Origin of the sequence: Cnuella takakiae, assembly GCF_001953305.1 — a bacterium.
In the GTDB taxonomy this organism is placed as follows: domain Bacteria; phylum Bacteroidota; class Bacteroidia; order Chitinophagales; family Chitinophagaceae; genus Flavisolibacter; species Flavisolibacter takakiae.
The window spans coordinates 4,365,289-4,386,184 of the sequence record NZ_MTFE01000010.1 but is presented as its reverse complement, the minus strand read 5'-3'; the positions used below and the strand labels follow the sequence as shown (position 1 = coordinate 4,386,184).

The following is a 20,896-nucleotide window of genomic DNA, read 5'->3' as shown; positions in this document are numbered from 1 at the left end:
AGGTGCAAAACCACTACTTTTGAGCCCGCAATAAATCAACTGTACTGAATCATTTTTAATATCTGAATATGGCTAACAACCTTTTGCAGGGAAAGAGAGGGATCATTTTTGGTGCCCTCGACGAAAAATCCATCGCCTGGAAAACGGCACTCAAATGCCACGAGCAGGGTGCCCAGCTGGTACTGACCAATGCACCCGTTGCGCTGCGCATGGGTGAGATCAATAAATTGGCGGAAGCCGTTAACGCTCCTGTTATCCCTGCCGATGTTACCAATATGGACGACCTGAAGAACCTGTTTGAGCAGGCGCAGGCCCATTTTGGCGGCAAGATCGATTTCGTACTCCACTCCATTGGTATGAGCCTGAACGTACGCAAGGGCAAGCACTACACCGAGATAAACTACGAGTGGAACCAAAAGTCGCTGGACATTTCGGCCATGAGCCTGCACCGCGTACTGCGCACTGCATGGGATATGGACGCCATCAGCGAGTGGGGGTCGGTAGTAGCCTTAAGCTATATCGCTGCCCAGCGTGTTTTCCCCGATTACAATGAAATGGCCGATGCCAAGGCCCTGCTGGAAAGCGTGGCCCGCAGCTTTGGTTACCATTATGGTGTGCGCAACAAAGTGCGGGTAAACACCATTTCGCAAAGCCCCACCCGCACCACGGCAGGCAGCGGCGTAAAAGGCTTTGACGGCTTTATCGATTATGCGGAAAAAATGAGCCCTCTGGGTAATGCTTCCGCCGATGACTGCGCCAACTACTGCGCATTTATGTTCAGCGATATGAGCCGCTATATCACCATGCAGAACCTCTTCCACGATGGCGGTTTCTCCTTTGTGGGTGTAAGCGAAGCGGTGGTAAAAACCATTGAAGAAGGACAGCAATAAGCTAGTATAGCAATTTTACAAACCCGCAGCAGGCTCCTGTTGCGGGTTTTTTATTTGCACGCAACGACGCAACGATTGTCACGCAAAGGCGCTAAGGAGCAAAGACGCAAAGACAAGCTGCAAGCTTTTAGCTACAACCTGCAAGTGATACATGGTGAGGCAATCCATAAATAAAATATAGTTGCGCCGTGGCTCCGTTGTATCGTTGCGTGCAATTTCTTTTGCGTCTTTGCTCCTTGGCGCCTTTGCGTGAAATGAAAAAAGCCGCCTCCCTAAAGAAGCGGCTTTGAAAAATATATCTCTTGAATTAGTACTCGTCCTCGTTAAATAGGAAGTCTTCCTGGGAAGGGTAGTCGGGCCAGATGTCTTCAATGCTTTCATACACTTCACCCTCGTCTTCCAACTCCTGCAGGTTCTCCACCACTTCGATGGGAGCGCCGGAACGGATCGAGTAGTCAATCAATTCATCTTTGGTAGCAGGCCAGGGAGCGTCTTCGAGGTAGGAGGCCAGTTCAAGTGTCCAGAACATTGTATGGATGTTTTATGCTGTTATTGTTTTGGTTTGAAGCCTAATTATTATGCCAGTTTTAGCATAGATTCCGGCCGCAAATTTCGGCAAATGTAATTGTATTGGGCAAAATTCCAAATGCACCTTTTTTCAACAGGGCAGCGGAAACCTGCGCCAGGCAAACCTTTGTTGTACAGAGCAGGCACCATGCTTTGACAATGCCGTCCTTTCTGTAGGCAGCCTTTAACCAACATTCCGGATATTTACAGCCATTCCCTTATTCATGGCAATACTTACCGCAAAGGACATACACAAAAGATATGGCGCTGTAGAAGTGCTCAAGGGCGTTGACATCAGCGTGGAGCAAGGCGAAATTGTGAGCATCGTCGGTTCTTCAGGGGCCGGCAAAAGTACCCTGCTCCACATCCTGGGTACCCTCGACCGTGCCGATGCCGGTGCCGTTACCCTTGCCGGCGAAACCATTACCCGCCTTGATGGCCGGAAGCTGGCCAATTTCCGCAACCGGCACATTGGTTTTGTGTTCCAGTTTCACCACCTGCTGCCCGAGTTCAGCGCCGTGGAAAATGTTTGTATCCCGGGCTGGATTGCCGGCGGGCGTAAAGCAGAAGTAAGGCAAAGAGCCGAAGAGCTGCTCCAGATGCTGGGGCTTTCGCACCGGCTGGAAAATAAACCCGGCGCCCTATCGGGCGGCGAACAGCAAAGAGTAGCCGTTGCCCGTGCCCTCATCAACAAACCCAGTGTGGTATTTGCCGACGAGCCCACCGGCAACCTCGACTCGGCCAATGCCCGCGACCTGCACCAACTCTTTTTCGACCTGCGCAAGCAGTTCAATCAAACCTTCCTCATTGTTACCCACAACGAAGAACTGGCGCAACTGAGTGATAGGACGGTGGTGATGAAGGACGGGAAAGTAATTAGCTAATGGGATAATTGGCTAATGTGCTAATGAAATACAAGCTTCATTTTTTAGCACATTATCACATTAACTAATTAGCACATTATACCCTCGCTTTCCACGGAATCTCCTCCGCACCCAGCACCATGCCGGCATAACGGGCAAGGGTAAACAGGTAATCGCTTAGGCGGTTGAGGTATTGAATTACGAGTGCTTCTACCGGTACATCGTGCATCTGCAGCGATACGGCTAGTCGTTCAGCACGACGGCAAACACAGCGGGCAACATGAATAGACGAAACAGTAGGATGGCCACCCGGGAGAATAAAAGACTTCATTTCCGGCAGTTGGTCTGTCATAATATCAATGCGGCTTTCCAGTAGCTGCACGTCGCTTTCGTGCAGGTCGGGCAGGGCCATCTTTGTTTGCTTGCTATGGTCGGTTGCCAGCAAGGAGCCGATGGTAAACAGGCGGTCCTGTATTTCCTTGATTTCCGCTTTCAGTTCCGGGTGGTTGAACTGGTCGTTCACCATACCCATCCAGGAGTTCAGTTCGTCTACCGTGCCATAAGTTTCAATACGCAAATCGTTCTTGGGCACCTTGGTACCGCCAATCAATCCTGTGTGGCCGGCATCACCGGTCTTTGTATATATTTTGAATGCCATAAGTTGATGTTGGGAAAAGCAAAAGTCGCGGGTTAGGAAACAAGTTGCCGGAAAAGTAGCAGGCATTTTTCCACAATGCCTTTGACGCATTTAATCAAAGTAAACTAGTCTAATCAAACGCTGTCATGCCGAACTTGTTTCGGCATCCCCACTAAAGCCAAGATGTTTGACGACGGATGGAGATGCCGACATGCGTCGGCATGACAAGATTCCTTGGTTGGCTATTCTTCTTTTTGAACAATAACAAACCCACCGGCAGGAAACAAATAAGACAGGGAAGCGTTGGCTTCCCTGTCTTATTTGTACATTATACTATTTTAAGACCTATTATCTTCTACCTGATGGCTATAGCCTAAGCGCCAACACTTGTAGCTAAAAGCTTGCAGCCAAATACTTGCAGCTAACAGCTTGCAGCCAAATACTTGCAGCTAACAGCTTGCAGCTTTCTTTACACGGTAACAGCTGCAGCTCTTTCCGTCTGCCGGTCGCTTTCCAGCAGGCCGTCGCGCAGGCGGATGATGCGGCGGGCGTGGTTGGCAATATCTTCTTCGTGGGTAACCAGTACTACGGTGTTGCCACCTGCATGGATCTTTTCAAAGATATCCATGATCTCGTACGAGGTCTTTGTATCAAGGTTACCCGTAGGTTCATCGGCGAGGATGATGGAAGGATCGTTTACCAATGCCCGGGCAATGGCCACACGCTGGTTTTGTCCACCGCTCATTTCGTTGGGCCGGTGGTGGCTGCGGTCGGCAAGACCTACTTTTTCCAGTACCATCATGGCTTTTGCAAGCCTCTCTTTTTTACCCACACCGGCATACACCAGCGGCAGGGCAACATTCTCTACTGCCGAAAGGCGGGGGAGAAGGTTGAACTGCTGGAATACAAAACCAATCTCCTGGTTGCGCACTTCGGCGAGGTCGTTATCGCTCATGCGGCTTACGTCCTTGCCATTAAGCACATAGGTGCCGGCGGTAGGCGTGTCGAGGCAGCCAAGGATATTCATCAGGGTACTCTTGCCTGAACCTGAAGGACCCATCAGGGCCACATATTCGTTTTTATAAATTTCCAACGAAATACCCTTCAGTACTTCGATCACCTGTTTGCCCAGGTAGTAGTTTTTGCGGATGCCTTCGAGGTGGATGATGCCCGACATGAAACAGCGTTATTTTTTGATGACTTTGGGTACCTGGAAATAATGGCCATCGTGCTTGGCTGCATTTTGCAGGGCCTGCCCGGTGGTGAGCATGGCGCCCGGTACATCTTCGCGCAACACGTTTACCGCATCGCTCATATGCATCAGGGGCTCCACGCCGGTGGTGTCCAGTTCCTGCAGCTTGTCGATAAAACCGATCATTTTCTGCAGATCGCCTTTGATGGCTTCCTTTTCTTCGGTGTTGAAGTGCAGGTGGGCCAGGGTGGCCAGTTTATCTACCAGGGCATCGTCTACTTGCATATAGACAAATATAAACGGTTTGAGGTTTGGAGTTGGGGGTTTGGTGTTGAGTGGTTGGAGACCGGTATAGGCTGTTTGTTTACCCGTAGTTGTGGTGGCTCTTGGAAAAACCTCAAACTCCAAACCCCAAACTCCCAACTCCCAACTATCTTTGCCGCTCTTATGAAGGAAATTGTTGTCAGCGGCATCAGGCCCACAGGCTTTTTACACCTGGGTAACTACTTTGGCGCCATGCGCAATTATGTGCGCATGCAGGAGCAGTATGACTGTTACTTTTTCGTGGCCGACTGGCATTCCCTCACCACCCACCCCGATACAAAAGAGCTGCAGGACAGCGTGCTCCGTGTATTGGCCGAAAACATTGCTGCCGGCCTCGATCCCGAGAAGGCGTGCCTTTATGTGCAAAGTGCCATCCCCGAGATTTCGGAATTGTACCTCTACCTTAATATGCTGGCTTATAAAGGCGAGCTGGAGAAAACGGTAACCTTTAAAGAAAAGGTGCGCCAGCATCCCGAGAACGTGAATGCCGGTTTGCTGACCTATCCTGTGTTGCAAACTGCCGATATCATCATCCACCGCGCCAAGTACGTACCCGTGGGTAAAGACCAGGAGCAGCATCTGGAAATGGCCCGCAACTTTGCGCAGCGGTTCAACCACCGTTATGGCGAGCTCTTCCCCGAGCCGCATGCCTTTAACTTTGGCAACGAACTGGTGAAAGTGCCTTCGCTGGATGGTACCGGTAAGATGAGCAAAAGCGAAAACCAACTGGCTACGCTATACCTCGCCGACACCGATGAATTGATTCGCAAGAAGGTGATGAAGGCAAAGACCGACAGTGGTCCAACCGAGCCCAATTCTGAAATGCCGGATTATATTCAAAACATCTTCCAGTTGATGTCGCTGGTGAGCGAAGAAAATACCCTGCAAAAGTTCAGGGATGATTTCAATGCTGCCAATATCCGCTATGGCGATATGAAAAAGCAACTGGCGGAAGATATGGTGCGTTTTATTGCACCCATCCGCGAAAAAGCCGAAGCCATCCGCGCAGATGAAACTTATTTGAAAAAAGTAATGCAGCAGGGCGCCGAAAAGGCAAGGGCCAGTGCGCAGGAAACCATCCGTGAAGCAAGGGCGATGATGGGACTGAACTATCTTGGCTAATACAATCAACCACACCCTACCCTATACAACAGCCGGAAATTTTCATCTTGTATCCAATTATTTATGCCGAATAAAAAACCAAAGCATATTGCCATTGCCGGCAACATAGGTGCCGGTAAGACCACCCTTACCGAGCTGTTGAGTAAGCATTACAAGTGGTTGCCCCACTTCGAGGATGTGGATCATAATCCCTACCTCAACGACTTTTATGAAGACATGCCCCGCTGGAGTTTCCAGTTGCAGATATACTTTCTGAACAGCCGTATCCGCCAGCTGATTGAGATTCATCGTGGTTCGCAAACGGTAATTCAAGATCGAACCATTTATGAAGATGCAATGATCTTTGCGCCCAACCTCCACGAGATGGGGTTGATGAGCAAACGTGACTTTGATAACTACTTTTCATTTTTCGAAACACTGAAGTCTACCGTGCAGCCGCCCGACCTGCTGATCTACCTGCAGGCCTCTGTGCCTACCCTGGTAGGCCAGATTCAAAACCGCGGCCGGGAGTACGAAGAGAATATCCGCCTCGACTACCTCAAGCGGCTGAACGAATATTATAATAAGTTCATTGATGGTTACAAAGAAGGCCCACTGCTTATCATCAATGTAGACGATAACCGTTTTCCCCACAACACCGAAGACTTGGGTAAGATCATCAATGCTATTGACGCGGAATTGTATGGGTTGTTTTAAATAACCCGACACCCCCTGTCCCCCTGAAGGGGGAACTTAGGCCAGAGTGCCTGCTCCATCTGCAACATGCATTAACGCGAAGTTTTAATATACAACAGCGCCCCTCTGCTTTGGAGGGGCGCTGTTGTATATAGTTATGTCTGACCTAAGTTCCCCCTTCAGGGGGACAGGGGGTATTACGGATAATTCCGGTATCCATCGGTATCCTCCAGCAAAGCCTCAATACGCACCTGCCACTCTTCCTGCCTTACCTTTTTACGGCTATGATCGGTCTCATGGTCGTAGCGTTCCTGGCAGGCTTCTTTCTCTTTTACAATTTGCTGGTAAATATTACTGATGTCCTGCTTAAAAGACTTTTCGTTGAAACGGTAATCCTGCAGTTGCTGGTGCAGTTTGCGGGCATAAATCTCGGTGATATCGAAATGGCCCTGCTCGTGTGCTAGTATGTACGGAGTTTTCATCAGGCCCCAGGAGTGCTGCTTGGCAAAGGCACAGTTGATGTCGTAAATAAACTGGCGGTTCTTCACTTTGTAGGTAATGCCGAGCGAGGTGCTGGTAAGTGCTACGGCTTCTGTATTGCGAACCGGGACACACTTGAAGTCTTCCCAGGTAAGCTTGCGGTTGAAGCGCCAGGGCAGGTGTTCTTCGTCTTCGCCGTCGTTAAATACAACGTGCTTGGGAGTTGAATTGTAGGCAGCCGGTGCAGCATGGTACTGCAACAGCAAGAGCAGTGCGGTAAACAGGTGAATGAGGTGGTTCATAGCCGGTGGTGACGATTGGTGGTTTTTCAAAAAAAAGGATACAACAGCTTGGAAAGGTGGCTTTTTCTTTTGCTGTTGCCCTAAATTAAGCACAGCCATTCATTCGCAATTCAAAGCATTGCTAAAAAACGTTAAGCATGGATTTTTGTACGGCGAAGCCCCTTTCTGCGGGGATGATTTTTTGCCCACCAATGAAATCACCAATCACCAATCACTACTCACCAATACCCAATTCCTAATACCCAATCATCCTTTTCCCTTACTTTGCTCAACCTTGAATCATCACCCTGCCCGGCAGGATAAACATAGTTTGCATGAAGCACTTGCCCCTCGACCCGCAGATCTTTATCACCAACCGCCAGCGTTTTGTGGAACGCATGAAGCCCAATAGCATTGCCATCTTTGTAAGCAACGATGAAGTGCCTACCAACGGGGATGCCTTGTTTCATTTCCGCCAGAATAGCGACCTGTACTGGCTTTCCGGCATCATGCAGGAAGATTCGATGGTGGTGCTTTTCCCCGATAACCCCGATCCCAAGTTCCGGGAAGTGCTGGTGCTGGTACGCCCCAACGAGCTAAAGGAAAAGTGGGATGGCAAACGCCTGCGCCGCGAGGAAGCAACGGCCATCAGCGGTATCCAATCCATTGTGTGGCTGGACACCCTCGATGCCATGCTCCAAACCTGGGTGCACCTGGCAGACAATATTTACCTCGATACCAACGAGAACGACCGCAAGGCAAGCCTGCTGCGTACCCGCGACTACCGCTTTGTGGATGATATGCGCAGCCGCTATCCGTTGCACAACTACGAGCGGGCAGCCAGGCTGATGAAAGACCTGCGGGCCATCAAAACGCCTATGGAAATCGAGGTGGTAAAAAAAGCCATCGAGATCACCGGCAATACCTTCGACCGCCTGTTGCGCTTTATCAAGCCGGGTGTGATGGAATATGAAATAGAAGCGGAAATCCTGCATTCCTTTCTCAGCCAGCGGGCAAGCGGACAGGCTTATGGCAGCATCATTGCTTCCGGCGACCGGGCCCGCACCCTGCACTATGTAAGCAACAACCAGGAGTGCAAGGACGGTGAACTGATCCTGATGGATTTTGGCGCCGACTATGGCGGCTATGCTGCCGACCTCACCCGCACCGTTCCGGTGAATGGCAAGTTCACCAAGCGCCAGGCCGAGGTGTACAATGCCTGCCTGCACCTGCACAACTACGCCAAAAGCATCCTGAAGCCCGGCATCTCCATCCTGGATTATACCGATCAAGTAGGCGAGGAAGCCACGACGCAGTTTGTAAAAATCGGGCTGCTCAGCGAAGGCGATGTGAAGAATGAAGACAGGGACAGCCGCGCTTACCGCAAATACCTGTATCATGGTATTTCACACCACTTGGGCATTGATGTGCACGACCTGGGTACCCGCACCGAACCCATCCAGGCTGGTATGCTCTTTACCATTGAGCCCGGTATTTATATCGAAGAAGAAGGTATGGGCATCCGCATCGAGAACAATTTCTGGATCACCGAAAACGGGAACATTGACCTGTTCACCGGTATTCCTATTACGGTGGAGGAGATAGAGGCGAAGATGAAATAAAACCTCACCCCCTGTCCCCCTAAAGGGGGAACTTAGGTCAAACAACCCGGTTTAAATGTAAGCGTTCATCTAAAAAATATTGTCTTGGATACAAGTGATAAAAATAGCAGTAATTCCGGCCTAAGTTCCCCCTTCAGGGGGACAGGGGGTATTGTTGGGCAGATCCCCAATCTCTTCACCCTGCTCAACCTGGTGTTTGGCTGTATTGCTATTGTGTTCATCCTGCAAACCGGTGAAACCATTGTGGTGCTGGAAAATACCGGTGCTACACAAGTGGTAATGCCCGAAAGAATGACCTGGGGTGCCATCTTTCTCTTTGCTGCTGCTGTTGTTGATTTCCTGGACGGCTTCCTGGCGCGTATGCTCAAGGCCAGTTCGGAGATGGGCAAGCAACTCGATTCGCTGAGTGATGTGGTGAGCTTTGGTGTGGCACCCGGAATGATCCTCTACCAGTTGCTGCGGTTATCCTATGCGCAGGGTGAAAATGGGTTGGATACTTCCATGCTGCTTTTTGTGCCTGCATTCCTGTTTTCAGGAGCGGTGGCCTGGCGGTTGGCCAAGTTCAATATTGCCACCAACCAAAGCACCAGCTTTATCGGCGTGCCTTCGCCTGCAGCCGGCTTGTTCGTGGCTTCCTTTCCGCTTATTATATGGTTCGACAAATTCGGCATCCAGCAGCTGTTCATCAACCAATGGTTCCTTTATGCGGTGATTCTGGTGCTGGCCTACCTCATGACCTGCAACCGCCGGTTCATGGCACTTAAGTTCAGCGATTTTTCTTTCCAGAACAATCTGCTGAAATACATCCTGCTGGCAGTATCACTGGTAGCCCTTGTCATCCTGAAATGGCTTGCTGTTCCGGTGATCTTTGTGCTGTACCTGGTGATTTCTTTTTTCAGTAAAGAAGAAAAAGCCATACATCAAAGTGTAAATAAGGTTTAGAGCAGAAGCTGTTGGCGTTTATCAATAGGTAACATTCGGGGCCAACAAACGGTGGATACAAGCAGGGAACTGTATCCTATCAATCATTTTCCATCATACAAATCTGCGGTTCCCGGTTCTTTCGTAGGTTTGCGCAACTTTAAACCACCAATCGCTAAATACAGAGCTATGACCTACACTGTACAGGTAAAAGTAATGCCGCTGAAAGAACTGCTCGATCCACAGGGTAAAGCCGTAATGAGCGGCCTGGGGAACCTGGGTTTGAAAAATGTTGCCGACGTTCGGGTAGGCAAAAACATTACCCTGCAGGTAGAGGCCGACAGCGAAGATGCCGCCAAAGCCGTAGCCGATGAAGCTGCCAGGAAACTGCTGGCCAACCAGGTGATGGAGTACTACGAAATCACTGTAGGTTAAGCAGTCTTGCATCGCGGTAAAGTTCACTTGTAGCTTGTAGCTAAAAGCTTGCAGCTTTCCCTTTTGCACCACGCAAACAATCTCATATTCCCGGCAGCTTCGGCTGCCTTTTTTCATACCAGCAATTGCCGGTAATTGTCCCAACTTCGTATTTCTAACCTTGTACTTCGTACTTGTTATGCTCTACCTTGTTCCCACACCCATCGGCAATATGAAAGACATTACCCTCCGCGCACTGGAAGTGTTGCAGGAAGTGGATGTGATCCTGGCGGAAGATACCCGCAACTCGTCGCGGCTGCTCAATCATTATAATATCAACAAGCCGCTCAGCCCTTTTCACCAGCACAACGAGCACAAGGTATTGCAGCACCTGGTAGACCAGATGCTGGCCGGTAAAAAGATGGCCGTGGTTACCGATGCCGGTACACCCGGTATTTCAGATCCTGCCTTTCTGCTGGTAAGGGCCTGTGCCGAACAGGACATCAGGGTAGAGTGCCTGCCCGGCGCCACAGCCTTTGTGCCCGCCCTGGTCAACAGCGGCCTGCCCATCCACCGATTTGCCTTCGAAGGTTTTTTGCCCTTGAAAAAAGGCCGGCATACCGCTTTTACCAAGTTGGCCGAGGAAGAGCGCACCCTCGTATTTTACGAATCGCCCATGCGGCTGGTAAAAACCCTCGACGACCTGGCCCAGTACTTTGGCCCCGACCGCCCCTGCAGCGTAAGCCGCGAGCTCACCAAGATGTTTGAAGAAACCAAACGCGGCACCCTGAAGGAAGTAGCGGATTATTTCCGCCAGAAAACGGTTAAAGGAGAGATAGTGCTGGTAGTGGGCGGCAAGGAGATGTAGGAATGTCGGATGTGGGGTTTCGGGAAGTAGCAAAGGGTAATGTTGGGCGAAATGCGGCGTCCGCGATCTGCAAGAGTCCGTAAGCAAGATTTGCTACATTAGAATATGCCTAAGGATCAGCCCTTCGACATTAAAATTGATAAACTGACCCGATCTGTAGAAAACGCTATTACCGGTGACCTCTTCCAAACTGATGTACTTCCACTGACCGAAACTGACCGGCGTAAGCTTAAAAAAGCAGAATGGCTTTTCGATTGGAAACGAGAAGGAAAGCAGCCTGAACGGCAAATTTACAAGCTGGTCATAAAAGGGAATCCCGACATCATTCAAGGACTGGTCTCGTTACAAGACCGGGGCGACCACATTTTTATGGCATTGATTGAAAGTGCCAAGTTCAACCGCGGTGCTAAAAAGGTCTATTTAGGTGTGCCAGGTAATTTGGTGGCATTTGCCTGTAAGTACTCCTTTGAAATGGGATATAACGGATATGTTTCTTTTGAGAGTAAGAGCAGGTTGATCGAGCACTATCGGCAGTCATTGGGAGCAACTGTACTTTTTGGCAATATTATGGCTATTGACACACGTGCTGCGGCCAAGTTGGTGACACGGTATTTTTCACAAAATCAGTAAATTACAGCTATGATCAAAGAAGCGAAGAACGTAGATTTTATAACTACCGGACGCCAGTTGACAGAGCAGGACTTTGCCCTTATCAGCGATTGGATCAAGATTGACAAGCAGAAGAAGGTGGCTCGTAAGACCACCAAGCAATCATCCAAAGGAAGCACTTCGCCCGACAGCGGTTTGGCAAAAGGCGGGCTGAAGGATAGATGATTAGCTGCTGTAATGCATTCGACCTCACCTATAAGCTAAACTGAGGTACCCTGAACTTCAACCCTCCGCTAAGCCTTCAACGTAATCCCACCTATAAGCAACTGCCGAAATCCCTCCTTCGAAATCACTTTAACACTCCTTAAAATTTTTCTGCCTTTTCTTCGTTTTTTGAATCAAACCACCGGACCATGATGCGCAGAATAATTTTGATGTTCGTATTGACCATTGCCGTTTCCCAATTTTCGTTTGCCCAATTACGTGAGATACCGGCTGCTGTGAAGGAAGCCTTTGCTGCCCAATACCCAAATGCAGAGTCGCCCGAGTACCTGGACAAGGTTGTAAGCGTGCAGGTGCATTTTGCCGAAGGCGGCAATAAGAAAGTAGCCAGCTACAACAACAAGGGCATGTGGCGCGAGACTGAGCAGGATTGGGAGTTTGAAAAGCTGGAAGCCGATGTGCAGGATGGATTTGAAAAAAGCAAGTACAGCGGCGATGAGTGGGAGGTAACCGAAACCAAGATCATCACCCGCCCTGGAAACAAAACCCTGTATCGCATTAAGGTGCAAAAAAACGAAGTACAGAAGAAGTACCTGTTCTTTACCGGTACCGGCAAACTGGTGAGTGAAACCATCACACTTTAGCACCACTTTTTGATTCTACCTTATTTCAAAGCTGCAGCGATGCAGCTTTTTTCTTTTTAACCCGGTTGCTTTAAACTTTTGTTTTTCTCCTAACAGGGTTTCACCGAAATTTAGCCCTCCTTAAAACTCAGCCGTTCACATGATGAAAAGATCGTTTTTCTTTTTGCTGGCTTTTGCTGCTTTTGTAGCGCAGGCCCAGCCCGACCGCTGGCAGCAAAAGGTGAAGTACACCATGAATGTAGATGTGGATGTACAAACCAATAAGCTGGCCGGTAAAACCCAACTCGATTATTGGAACAATTCGCCCGATACACTGGATCGTGTGTTTTTTCACCTGTACTGGAATGCGTTTCAGCCCGGTAGCATGATGGATGCCCGCAGCCTCCGCCAGGGTTCCGTGTCTTTGCGCAAAGACCGCAACGGCAATGATGTGGGCGACTGGGATGCCCGCGTACGCGACCGCATCTCCAAGCTCAAGCCTGATGAAGTGGGCTACCAGAATGTAGCTACCATCAAGCTGAATGGCCGGGTGCAGAAAACCAAACTGCACGAAACCATCCTGGAAGTGATTTTAGATAAACCCATCCTGCCCAAAACCAAGGTGCAGTTTGACCTGGCATGGGATGCACAGGTGCCCCTGCAGGTACGCCGCAGTGGCCGCGACAACCCGCAGACCACCGTACGCTACACCATGACGCAGTGGTATCCCAAGATGGTGGAATATGATTATGATGGCTGGCATCCCAACCCCTATGTTGCCCGTGAGTTTTACGGTGTGTGGGGCGATTACGATGTGACCATCAATATCGACAAGACCTATATTCTGGGTGGTACCGGTTACCTGCAAAACGCCAACAGCATTGGTTATGGTTATGAGGCTAAAGGTGCAAAGGTTACCCGCCCGGCGGGTGCCAAACTGGCCTGGCACTTTACAGCGCCCAATGTGCACGATTTTGCCTGGGCCGCCGATCCCAACTACAAACACATCAGCCGCGATATGGCCGATGGCCCTACCATCCATGTGTTGTATAAAAACAATGCAAACAACCCTGCAGAAGATGCGGCCTGGAACCGTATAGCCGATGCCGCTGTAACGGTTTACCCTTTTATTAAAAAGAACTTCGGTGCATACCCCTGGCAGCAGTACTCCTTCCTGCACGGCGGGGATGGTGGTATGGAATACCCCATGAGTACCATGCTGGCTTCCTCAAGCCTGGGTACTGCTTTCCACGAGTGGATGCATACCTGGTACCAGGGTTTGATGGGCACCGATGAAGCCCAGTACCCCTGGATGGATGAAGGCTTTACGGAGTATGCCACCAACCTAGTGGAAGAGTTTTACCGCCAGCAAGGCGTGAAGCAAATGCGTACCAGCAATCCTGCCGAAGCACGTAAAAGTGACTCTATTGCCACTGCCGAACTGCCCCTGTACCATGCCGGTAATTATGGCGGTTATTTCCAACTGGTAAAGAGCGGCCGAGAAGAACCCCTCACCACCCATGCCGATCATTTCAATACCAACTTTGCGTATAGCATTGCCTCTTACAGCAAGGGCAATGTATTTATGGAGCAACTGGGTTATGTAGTGGGCGCACCCGTTCGCGACCGCATCCTGCTGGAGTACTACCGCCAGTGGCGCTTCAAGCATCCCAACGTAAATGATTTCGTGCGCCTGGCGGAAAAGGAAAGCGGACTGGTGCTGGACTGGTACAAGGAATATTTTGTAAACAGCACCAAGACCATCGACTACGGTATCGACAGCCTGTGGGAAGAAGGTAATGCCACCCAGGTGCGCCTGCGCCGCATTGGCCAGATGCCCATGCCCATGGATGTGAAGATCACCTTCAAGGATGGCAGCAGCGAATGGCATTATGTACCCATGTACCTGATGTTTGGCAGCAAGCCCGCCGAAGCCGGCCAGGAAAGCCGCAAGGTATATGAGTCGTGGAAATGGACCCATCCTACTTACACCATCAGCACCAGCCGCAAGCTGACCGACATTGTTCGTGTGGAAATCGATCCCAGCCAGCGCATGGCTGATTTGGAGCGAAAGAATAATAAGCTGGAGTTGCAGTGGTAATACCACACCCCCTGTCCCCCTAAAGGGGGAACTTAGGTCATACATTGTTTTAAACAACAAAGCCACTCTATCCGGAGTGGCTTTGTTGTTTAATGAACCAGGCTATTGTACTACTATGAAACCTGGTTGCGTCGCACACTTGTACTTGCTCATCGCTCTTCGGCAAGGGGATAGGAACACGGATTGAACGGATGAAACAGATAAGAACGAAAATCTGTTTTATCCGTTCAATCCGTGTTCCCATCAAAACTCAATTAACAGGACCCTATCAACTACTATAAATTGCTTCGACCTAAGTTCCCCCTTTAGGGGACAGGGGGTGTTTATGCCGGCACATACAACATATACTTCGTTTCAAAGTACTCTTCTTCAAACAACCGGCTCAGTTCAATCATCTGGGGTTTGGTGCCGCTTTCAAAAATTTCCTGCGCCAGGTCACCGCCCTTGAGGCAGATCAGGCCGGAGCGGAAAACGGTATAGCCGCCATCGGCTTCCACAGTAAAATCGCGTTTTTTGAGCAAAGGCTTGGCCCAGCCCCACAAGTCTTTCAAGGGCGCAACGGCGCGGGAAACGGCAAAGTCAAACTTGATATTCTTGATGTCCTCGGCACGGGAATGTTGTGTGGTGACATTATCCAACCCAATGGCTTCTTTCACTGCATCGATGATCTTCAACTTTTTGTTGATGCTGTCCACCAGGTGAAAACGCACCTCCGGGAAGAAGATGGCCAGGGGCACACCGGGGAAGCCACCACCGGTGCCAATATCAATGATATGGCTGCCTTTGGGAAAATCAAAAGCCGCTGCTATAGCGAGGGAGTGGAGCACATGTTTTTCATATAAGGAATCAATGTCCTTGCGGGAAATGACATTGATCTTGGCGTTCCAGTCTTTATACAAGGCGTTCAAAGCAGCAAACTGCTGCTGCTGCTTTTCACTAAAGTCGGCGAAATACTTGAGGAGGATATCCATAACGGCTGCGAAGATAGGAAAGGCAGCCCACCCCAACCCCTCCCGAAGGGAGGGGCTTAAGTACCCCACAGCAATTGGTGCTCTAATTATGAGCAAATGACAACAAGAAGCTAAGTGTTGTCGGCAATCAAAGCCCCTTCCAACGGGAGGGGTTGGGGAGGGCCGTTGGGGTGGGCTTTACTTCCACTTCCCCGGCTTCTTCCACAGCGTAGGTATAAATACGAGGTAGTAAAAAAACATCCACAAGTCGAGCAGGGGATAGATGGCGAAGAGGTCGGCTTCCTGCAGGCGGGTCATGGCTTTTTTCCAAACAATTCCCTGAACGATGAGGCGAGACAGGAACGGTATCAGGGCCAGCCGCCAGTCAAAAAGCAGCAGCGAAGCTATAAACAGGGGATAGAAAAGCAGGAAAGTTGCCGTATAAGTTGCCAGTAGCGCTTTGTGACCGGCTTTGTAATACTTGCCTGCCGTATAATGCCTTGCTTTCTGCTTGCGCCATTCGGTCCAGCTTTGCTTGGGCGCCGAAAGGGTAAAGGCATCCGGGTCGATCACAACGGTGGTATTTTCTTTTGTGGCCACCTTGTTTACAAACAAGTCGTCATCGCCACTTGGAATGTGGTTGATGGAAGCAAAACCTTTGTTGCGCAAAAAAGTGCCCTTGCGATAAGCCAGGTTTCGGCCAACGCCCATATAAGGTTTGCCCGCAAGGGCATAACTCAGGTACTGCAAGGCGGTATGAAAGGTTTCAAAGCGGATTAATTTGTTGAGGACACCCGGTTGTTTGTGGTAGGCGCCATAACCCAGGGCCACTTCTATACCCGGCGCAAATGCATCCTGCATCCGAAACATCCAGTGTTCGGTGGCGGGCACGCAATCGGCATCGGTAAGCAGCATCACTTCGTGGCGGGCTTCCTTGATGCCTATTGAGAGGGGGAACTTCTTGCCGTCAATCAATTTGGCTTCCTGCGTAAGCTCAATGATCTGGAGCTTGCGGTAAGTTTTCTGCAGTTCGGCCAGTACGTACCGTGATTCGTCGACGGAGTTGTCGTTGACCACAATCACTTCATTGGTAGTGGGATATTGCTGCAACAGCACACCCGGCAGATTGCGGGTAAGATTGCCTGCTTCATCACGGGCACAGATCACCACCGATACGGGGTGTTGTAATGATTGCTGCCTCGGTGCAGGCTCTTTATAAAAGGCCAGCCTGCGGAAAAAATAACCGTAATAGTATAGTTGAACCAGGCATACCAGTGTCAGCAAGATAAAAAGTAGTAGTCCCAGGGGCGGCATAGGTGGGCAAAAGTAATCGCAGATGATGGGATTAAGGAAGGATTTCGCTGATTGGGAACAATAAGTTGATAAGCCCCTATGATTTTAATGATGAATTGAAATGAATAGATAAAAACGGTAGGCTTTTGTGCCATGATAAAGAGTGAGCTAAACCGCTCCTATATGCGGTATCTTTTTATTTCCAATTTATGAGTAGGTATTGAACGTAATGCATCTATTTGTTAAATCCCCGCCCAATCCAATCATCTATATGTTGCAATCAGCGAAATCCTTCCCCAATCCCACAATCTGCGATTACTTTTGCGCCCTTTATGGCAGCCTTACAATTCAACCTCGAACATACCGATAGCGCCTCTGCAGCCCGCGCAGGCACCATCACCACCGATCATGGTACCATCCAGACACCCATCTTTATGCCGGTGGGCACCGTGGGCAGCGTGAAGGGGGTGACCCAGCAGCAGCTGAAGACGGATGTGCAGGCACAGATCATTTTGGGCAATACCTATCACCTGTACCTGCGGCCTGGCATGGAAACCATGGAGGCGGCAGGTGGGCTGCACCGCTTGATGAACTGGGACCGCCCCATCCTCACCGACAGTGGCGGCTACCAGGTTTTTTCGCTGGCCGGCACCCGCAAGATCAATGAGGAAGGCGTGACCTTCCGCAGCCATATCGATGGCAACAAGCACCTGTTTACTCCTGAAAAGGTGATGGACATCGAGCGCAGCATCGGTGCCGACATCATGATGGCTTTCGATGAGTGCCCGCCTGCCAACAGCACCTTTAAGTATGCGGAGAACTCCATGCACCTGACCCACCGCTGGCTGGACCGCTGTTGGAATCATTTCAATAACACACCTGATAGATACGGTCATACGCAGAACCTGTTTCCCATTGTGCAGGGGGCGGTTTTCCACGACCTGCGCAAGGCTTCCTGCGAATACATAGCGTCCAAAGGCGCTACCGGCAATGCCATTGGCGGATTGAGCGTGGGCGAACCCGAGGAAGTGATGTATGAAATTGCGGCCCTTTGCTGCGAGCACCTGCCCAAGGACAAACCCCGCTACCTGATGGGAGTGGGTACACCCTGGAATATTTTGGAAAATATTGCGCTGGGTGTGGACATGTTCGACTGCGTAATGCCTACCCGCAATGGCCGCAATGCCATGTTGTTTACAACAAAGGGCGTGATCAATATCGATAATAAAAAGTGGGAGCGCGACTTTTCACCCATCGACCCGGGGCTTGAAAACGAATGGAGCCAATACTACTCCAAGGCTTATGTGCGGCACCTGTTCAAGGCCGGCGAGTTGTTGGGTTATACCATTGCTTCGGTTCAAAACCTTGCTTTCTACCTGTGGCTGGTACGCGAAGCCCGCAAGCATATCCTTGCCGGTGATTTTATGAGCTGGAAAAACGAGCTGGTGCCGGTGTTGAAAACAAGATTATGAGTTAGGGGTTTGGAGTTAGGAGTTTGGGGTTTGGTGTTCTTTGGAATGAACTGTTCTAACGAATTCTGGTATTTCAAATACTGAAGCGAGATGCATGTGGCTACTTCAGGTAAACTGTTTCTTCAAAGGCTTAACCCCAACCCCCAAACTCTTAACTCCAAACCCCAAACCCCAAACTCCAAACCCTTAACCTTCTGTTACCCTTAAAACTCCTTACTTCGCACTGCAATGATCAAAAAGATCGACTGGTACATATTACGCAAGTTCATCACCACCTTCGTTTTCTCGATGTTGTTGTTTACGGTAATTGCCGTTGCGGTAGACAGCAGCGAGAAAACCGATGATTTTGTGAATACCGGTTTGTCTACCGGCGAGATCATCCGGCAGTACTATTTTGGATTTGTGCCTTTTATCTGGGGCCTGCTATACCCGCTGTTTGTTTTTATCTCGGTTATCTTCTTTACTTCCAAGATGGCGCTCCGCTCCGAGATCATTGCCATCCTTGCGGCGGGTGTCAGTTTCAACCGTTGGCTGCGCCCTTATTTGTTGGGTGGCATTTTTTTCGGGGCAGGATTATGGGTAGCCAACCAGTACTATATTCCAAAAGCCAACGAACTGCGGAGCACTTTTGAAGTAAAACACCTGGGAAAAGGCAACAGCAACCAGGGCCTGCAGCCAGCCCATTACCTCCGTATTGATACCAATACTTATATCGGCGTTAAGTACTACGATACCACGACCAAAACGGCAGGCAATTTTTTCCTCGACCGCATACAGGGTGGTAAGCTGGTGTACAATGTAAGGGCCGGCCGCATGCAGTGGGATACTACCCGCAACCAATGGCTGCTCACCAGCGTGGTAGAACGTAAGTTGGGTACCATGGGCGAACAGGTAGTATTTAAAGACTCCATGCGCATGCCCCTCAACCTGCATCCCGAAGAACTCCGGAAAGATGATTACGCCAAGGACCGGATGACTACACCTGATCTTTCCCGTTATATCAAAGTGGAGGAACTGCGGGGTACTGAAGGTTTGAATGCGTTGAAGGTGGAAAAGTTCAGGCGATCGGCCACGCCCTTTAGCGTGGTACTGCTTACCCTTATTGGTGCCATTGTAGCGGGCCGGAAGAACAGGGGCGGAAGTGGATTGCACCTGGCCATTGGAATCATCATTGCAGCCGTATTCATTGTATCGGATCGTTTCTCCACGGTGTTTTCAGTCAAAGGCAACCTGCCACCATTATTGGCTGCCTGGCTGCCCAATATATTCTTCTCATTTGTTGCGCTTTACATTTACCGTAAAGCACCCAAGTGAAAAAGAAGGAAGGGGTTTGTGAGCCTTTATTTTTGCAAATGCAATTCACTGTCAATACATATCTTTAGGGGGTTAGGTAAACCCTTCTTCCAGGATAATAAAATCATCAAATGGGTGTGTTAAAAGAACGGTTCAAAGCAAAAGCCGATGACCAGGCAGCAGAGATCAAGGATATTTTAAAAGAACACGGCAGTAAGAAAATAGGGGAAGTACAGCTTTCCCAGATCTACCAGGGTATGCGCGGCATCACCGGCCTGGTGTCCGAAACCTCCCTGCTGGATGCACAGGATGGTATCCGTTTCCGCGGGTATTCCATTCCCGAGCTCCAGAACCTTTTACCCAAAATCGAAGGCGGCTCCGAGCCCTTGCCCGAAGGGCTTTTTTACCTGATGCTGGTAGGCGACCTGCCCACCGATGCGGATGCCCACCACATCACTGCGCTGTGGCAACGCCGCAGCCATGTGCCCAACCACGTTTTCGATACCATCGAAGCACTGCCGGTTAATACCCATCCCATGACCCAGTTTGTGGTGGGAGTAATGGCCCTGCAAACGGAAAGCTCTTTTGCCCGCCGCTATGCCGACGGCATGAATAAAAAGGAATATTGGGATGCGGTGTTCGACGACTCGATGGACCTTATCGCTCGTTTGCCCCGCATTGCCGCTTATATCTACCGCCGCAAATACAAGGGCGGCGATCATATCCAGCCCAATGGCCTGCTCGACTGGGCCGGTAACTTTGCCCACATGCTGGGTTACAGCGATGACGGCTTCAAAGAGCTGATGCGCCTGTACCTCACCATCCACGCCGACCACGAAGGCGGCAATGTGTCGGCACATACCACCCACCTGGTAGGTTCGGCCCTTAGCGATCCTTACCTGAGCTTTGCCGCCGGTATGAACGGCCTTGCCGGTCCCCTGCACGGCCTGGCCAACCAGGAAGTGATCAAATGGATTTTCGAGATGCGTGAAGAACTGGGTACCGAAACACCCAGCAAAGAGCAGATTGCGGAATATGTGCAAAAGACCCTGAGCAGCGGAAAAGTTGTTCCCGGTTATGGCCATGCGGTGCTGCGCAAAACCGATCCCCGCTTTACCGCACAAATGGAGTTTGGCAAAAAGCATATGCCCGACGACCCGCTGGTGCAAACCGTTTGGAATATTTACGATGCTGTTCCGCCCATTTTGCAGAGCCTGGGTAAAATTAAAAACCCCTGGCCCAACGTGGATGCCCACAGCGGTGCCCTTTTGGTACACTACGGCATGGTGGAATACGAGTTTTACACCGTTCTGTTTGGCGTAAGCCGTGCCCTGGGTGTACTGGCTTCCCTCATCTGGGACCGTGCCCTTGGTTTTGCCATCGAGCGTCCCAAGTCCGTAACCACCGACCTGGTGAAAGAATGGATCAAAGGCGAAGGCGAGATTTGGGGAGAGTAATGCCCCTGTCCCCCCTGAAA

General features: G+C 50.2%; 22 protein-coding genes. 15 read left to right on the top strand and 7 right to left on the bottom strand.

Features of this window, described 5'->3' with window-relative positions; all coding sequences use genetic code 11:
• Positions 1–68 precede the first annotated feature (68 nt).
• Positions 69–890 carry an enoyl-ACP reductase FabI gene (locus BUE76_RS18845; RefSeq protein WP_073045653.1) on the top strand — a complete coding sequence of 274 codons (822 nt, stop codon included), beginning with the start codon at positions 69–71 and terminating at the stop codon, positions 888–890.
• Between the two features lie 307 nt (positions 891–1,197).
• On the opposite strand, the gene BUE76_RS18840 is transcribed toward BUE76_RS18845, so the two are convergent.
• A complete protein-coding gene (locus BUE76_RS18840) occupies positions 1,198–1,419 on the bottom strand; it encodes a DUF2795 domain-containing protein (protein WP_073045655.1) in 222 nt (73 codons plus the stop codon).
• A 262-nt stretch (positions 1,420–1,681) separates the two neighbouring features.
• Between BUE76_RS18840 and BUE76_RS18835 the strand changes: the two genes are divergently transcribed.
• Entirely contained in the window at positions 1,682–2,341 is a 660-nt protein-coding gene (locus tag BUE76_RS18835) for an ABC transporter ATP-binding protein (protein ID WP_245798397.1), read from the top strand.
• 76 nt (positions 2,342–2,417) lie between these two features.
• Here BUE76_RS18835 and BUE76_RS18830 read toward each other — a convergent pair whose 3' ends face one another.
• The 3 genes from BUE76_RS18830 to gatC all read right to left on the bottom strand — a co-directional run bounded on the left by BUE76_RS18830 (position 2,418) and on the right by gatC (position 4,434).
• Positions 2,418–2,978, bottom strand: a complete 561-nt coding sequence (locus BUE76_RS18830; RefSeq protein ID WP_073045657.1) for a cob(I)yrinic acid a,c-diamide adenosyltransferase — start codon at positions 2,976–2,978, stop codon at positions 2,418–2,420.
• A gap of 448 nt (positions 2,979–3,426) precedes the next feature.
• On the bottom strand, positions 3,427–4,134 hold the full coding sequence (locus tag BUE76_RS18825) for an ABC transporter ATP-binding protein (RefSeq protein WP_073045660.1): 708 nt from the start codon (positions 4,132–4,134) through the stop codon (positions 3,427–3,429).
• A gap of 9 nt (positions 4,135–4,143) precedes the next feature.
• On the bottom strand, positions 4,144–4,434 hold the full coding sequence (gene gatC / locus BUE76_RS18820; RefSeq protein WP_073045662.1) for an Asp-tRNA(Asn)/Glu-tRNA(Gln) amidotransferase subunit GatC: 291 nt from the start codon (positions 4,432–4,434) through the stop codon (positions 4,144–4,146).
• A gap of 162 nt (positions 4,435–4,596) precedes the next feature.
• On the opposite strand from gatC, the gene trpS reads away from it, so the two are divergent.
• Entirely contained in the window at positions 4,597–5,595 is a 999-nt protein-coding gene (gene trpS, locus BUE76_RS18815) for a tryptophan--tRNA ligase (RefSeq protein ID WP_073045665.1), read from the top strand.
• A gap of 63 nt (positions 5,596–5,658) precedes the next feature.
• Positions 5,659–6,291, top strand: coding sequence for a deoxynucleoside kinase (locus BUE76_RS18810; protein ID WP_073045667.1), 633 nt, complete (start codon positions 5,659–5,661; stop codon positions 6,289–6,291).
• 176 nt (positions 6,292–6,467) lie between these two features.
• Here the strand turns inward: BUE76_RS18810 and BUE76_RS18805 are convergent, their stop codons facing one another.
• Positions 6,468–7,052 (bottom strand): DUF922 domain-containing protein, encoded by a 585-nt coding sequence (locus BUE76_RS18805; RefSeq protein ID WP_073045670.1) that lies wholly within the window; start codon positions 7,050–7,052, stop codon positions 6,468–6,470.
• 314 nt (positions 7,053–7,366) lie between these two features.
• On the opposite strand from BUE76_RS18805, the gene BUE76_RS18800 reads away from it, so the two are divergent.
• From BUE76_RS18800 to BUE76_RS18765, 8 genes are all read left to right on the top strand, one after another.
• Entirely contained in the window at positions 7,367–8,653 is a 1,287-nt protein-coding gene (locus BUE76_RS18800; protein ID WP_073045673.1) for an aminopeptidase P N-terminal domain-containing protein, read from the top strand.
• 84 nt (positions 8,654–8,737) lie between these two features.
• Complete coding sequence (locus BUE76_RS18795) at positions 8,738–9,595, top strand: CDP-alcohol phosphatidyltransferase family protein (RefSeq protein ID WP_245798398.1); 858 nt, start codon at positions 8,738–8,740, stop codon at positions 9,593–9,595.
• Between the two features lie 168 nt (positions 9,596–9,763).
• Positions 9,764–10,009: a phosphoribosylformylglycinamidine synthase subunit PurS gene (gene purS / locus BUE76_RS18790; protein ID WP_073045675.1), complete on the top strand. Its 246-nt coding sequence runs from the start codon at positions 9,764–9,766 to the stop codon at positions 10,007–10,009.
• Between the two features lie 178 nt (positions 10,010–10,187).
• The gene (gene rsmI / locus BUE76_RS18785) at positions 10,188–10,856 is read left to right on the top strand and encodes a 16S rRNA (cytidine(1402)-2'-O)-methyltransferase (RefSeq protein ID WP_073045684.1); all 669 of its coding nucleotides are present in this window, start codon (positions 10,188–10,190) and stop codon (positions 10,854–10,856) included.
• A 105-nt stretch (positions 10,857–10,961) separates the two neighbouring features.
• Positions 10,962–11,486, top strand: a complete 525-nt coding sequence (locus BUE76_RS18780; RefSeq protein ID WP_073045687.1) for a hypothetical protein — start codon at positions 10,962–10,964, stop codon at positions 11,484–11,486.
• A 9-nt stretch (positions 11,487–11,495) separates the two neighbouring features.
• On the top strand, positions 11,496–11,690 hold the full coding sequence (locus tag BUE76_RS18775; RefSeq protein ID WP_073045690.1) for a hypothetical protein: 195 nt from the start codon (positions 11,496–11,498) through the stop codon (positions 11,688–11,690).
• A gap of 188 nt (positions 11,691–11,878) precedes the next feature.
• Positions 11,879–12,331 carry a PepSY-like domain-containing protein gene (locus BUE76_RS18770; protein ID WP_083596629.1) on the top strand — a complete coding sequence of 151 codons (453 nt, stop codon included), beginning with the start codon at positions 11,879–11,881 and terminating at the stop codon, positions 12,329–12,331.
• A 139-nt stretch (positions 12,332–12,470) separates the two neighbouring features.
• A complete protein-coding gene (locus BUE76_RS18765) occupies positions 12,471–14,411 on the top strand; it encodes a M1 family metallopeptidase (protein ID WP_073045695.1) in 1,941 nt (646 codons plus the stop codon).
• A 323-nt stretch (positions 14,412–14,734) separates the two neighbouring features.
• On the opposite strand, the gene rsmG is transcribed toward BUE76_RS18765, so the two are convergent.
• Positions 14,735–15,382 (bottom strand): 16S rRNA (guanine(527)-N(7))-methyltransferase RsmG, encoded by a 648-nt coding sequence (rsmG, locus tag BUE76_RS18760; RefSeq protein ID WP_073045698.1) that lies wholly within the window; start codon positions 15,380–15,382, stop codon positions 14,735–14,737.
• 177 nt (positions 15,383–15,559) lie between these two features.
• Entirely contained in the window at positions 15,560–16,645 is a 1,086-nt protein-coding gene (locus BUE76_RS18755; protein WP_245798399.1) for a glycosyltransferase, read from the bottom strand.
• Between the two features lie 341 nt (positions 16,646–16,986).
• Between BUE76_RS18755 and tgt the strand changes: the two genes are divergently transcribed.
• The 3 genes from tgt (at position 16,987) to BUE76_RS18740 (ending at position 20,876) form a co-directional block, all read left to right on the top strand.
• Complete coding sequence (gene tgt / locus BUE76_RS18750) at positions 16,987–18,126, top strand: tRNA guanosine(34) transglycosylase Tgt (RefSeq protein WP_073045704.1); 1,140 nt, start codon at positions 16,987–16,989, stop codon at positions 18,124–18,126.
• A gap of 228 nt (positions 18,127–18,354) precedes the next feature.
• Positions 18,355–19,440: an LptF/LptG family permease gene (locus BUE76_RS18745; protein WP_083596630.1), complete on the top strand. Its 1,086-nt coding sequence runs from the start codon at positions 18,355–18,357 to the stop codon at positions 19,438–19,440.
• Positions 19,441–19,550: 110 nt separating this feature from the next.
• Complete coding sequence (locus tag BUE76_RS18740; RefSeq protein WP_073045707.1) at positions 19,551–20,876, top strand: citrate (Si)-synthase, eukaryotic; 1,326 nt, start codon at positions 19,551–19,553, stop codon at positions 20,874–20,876.
• Positions 20,877–20,896 lie beyond the last annotated feature (20 nt).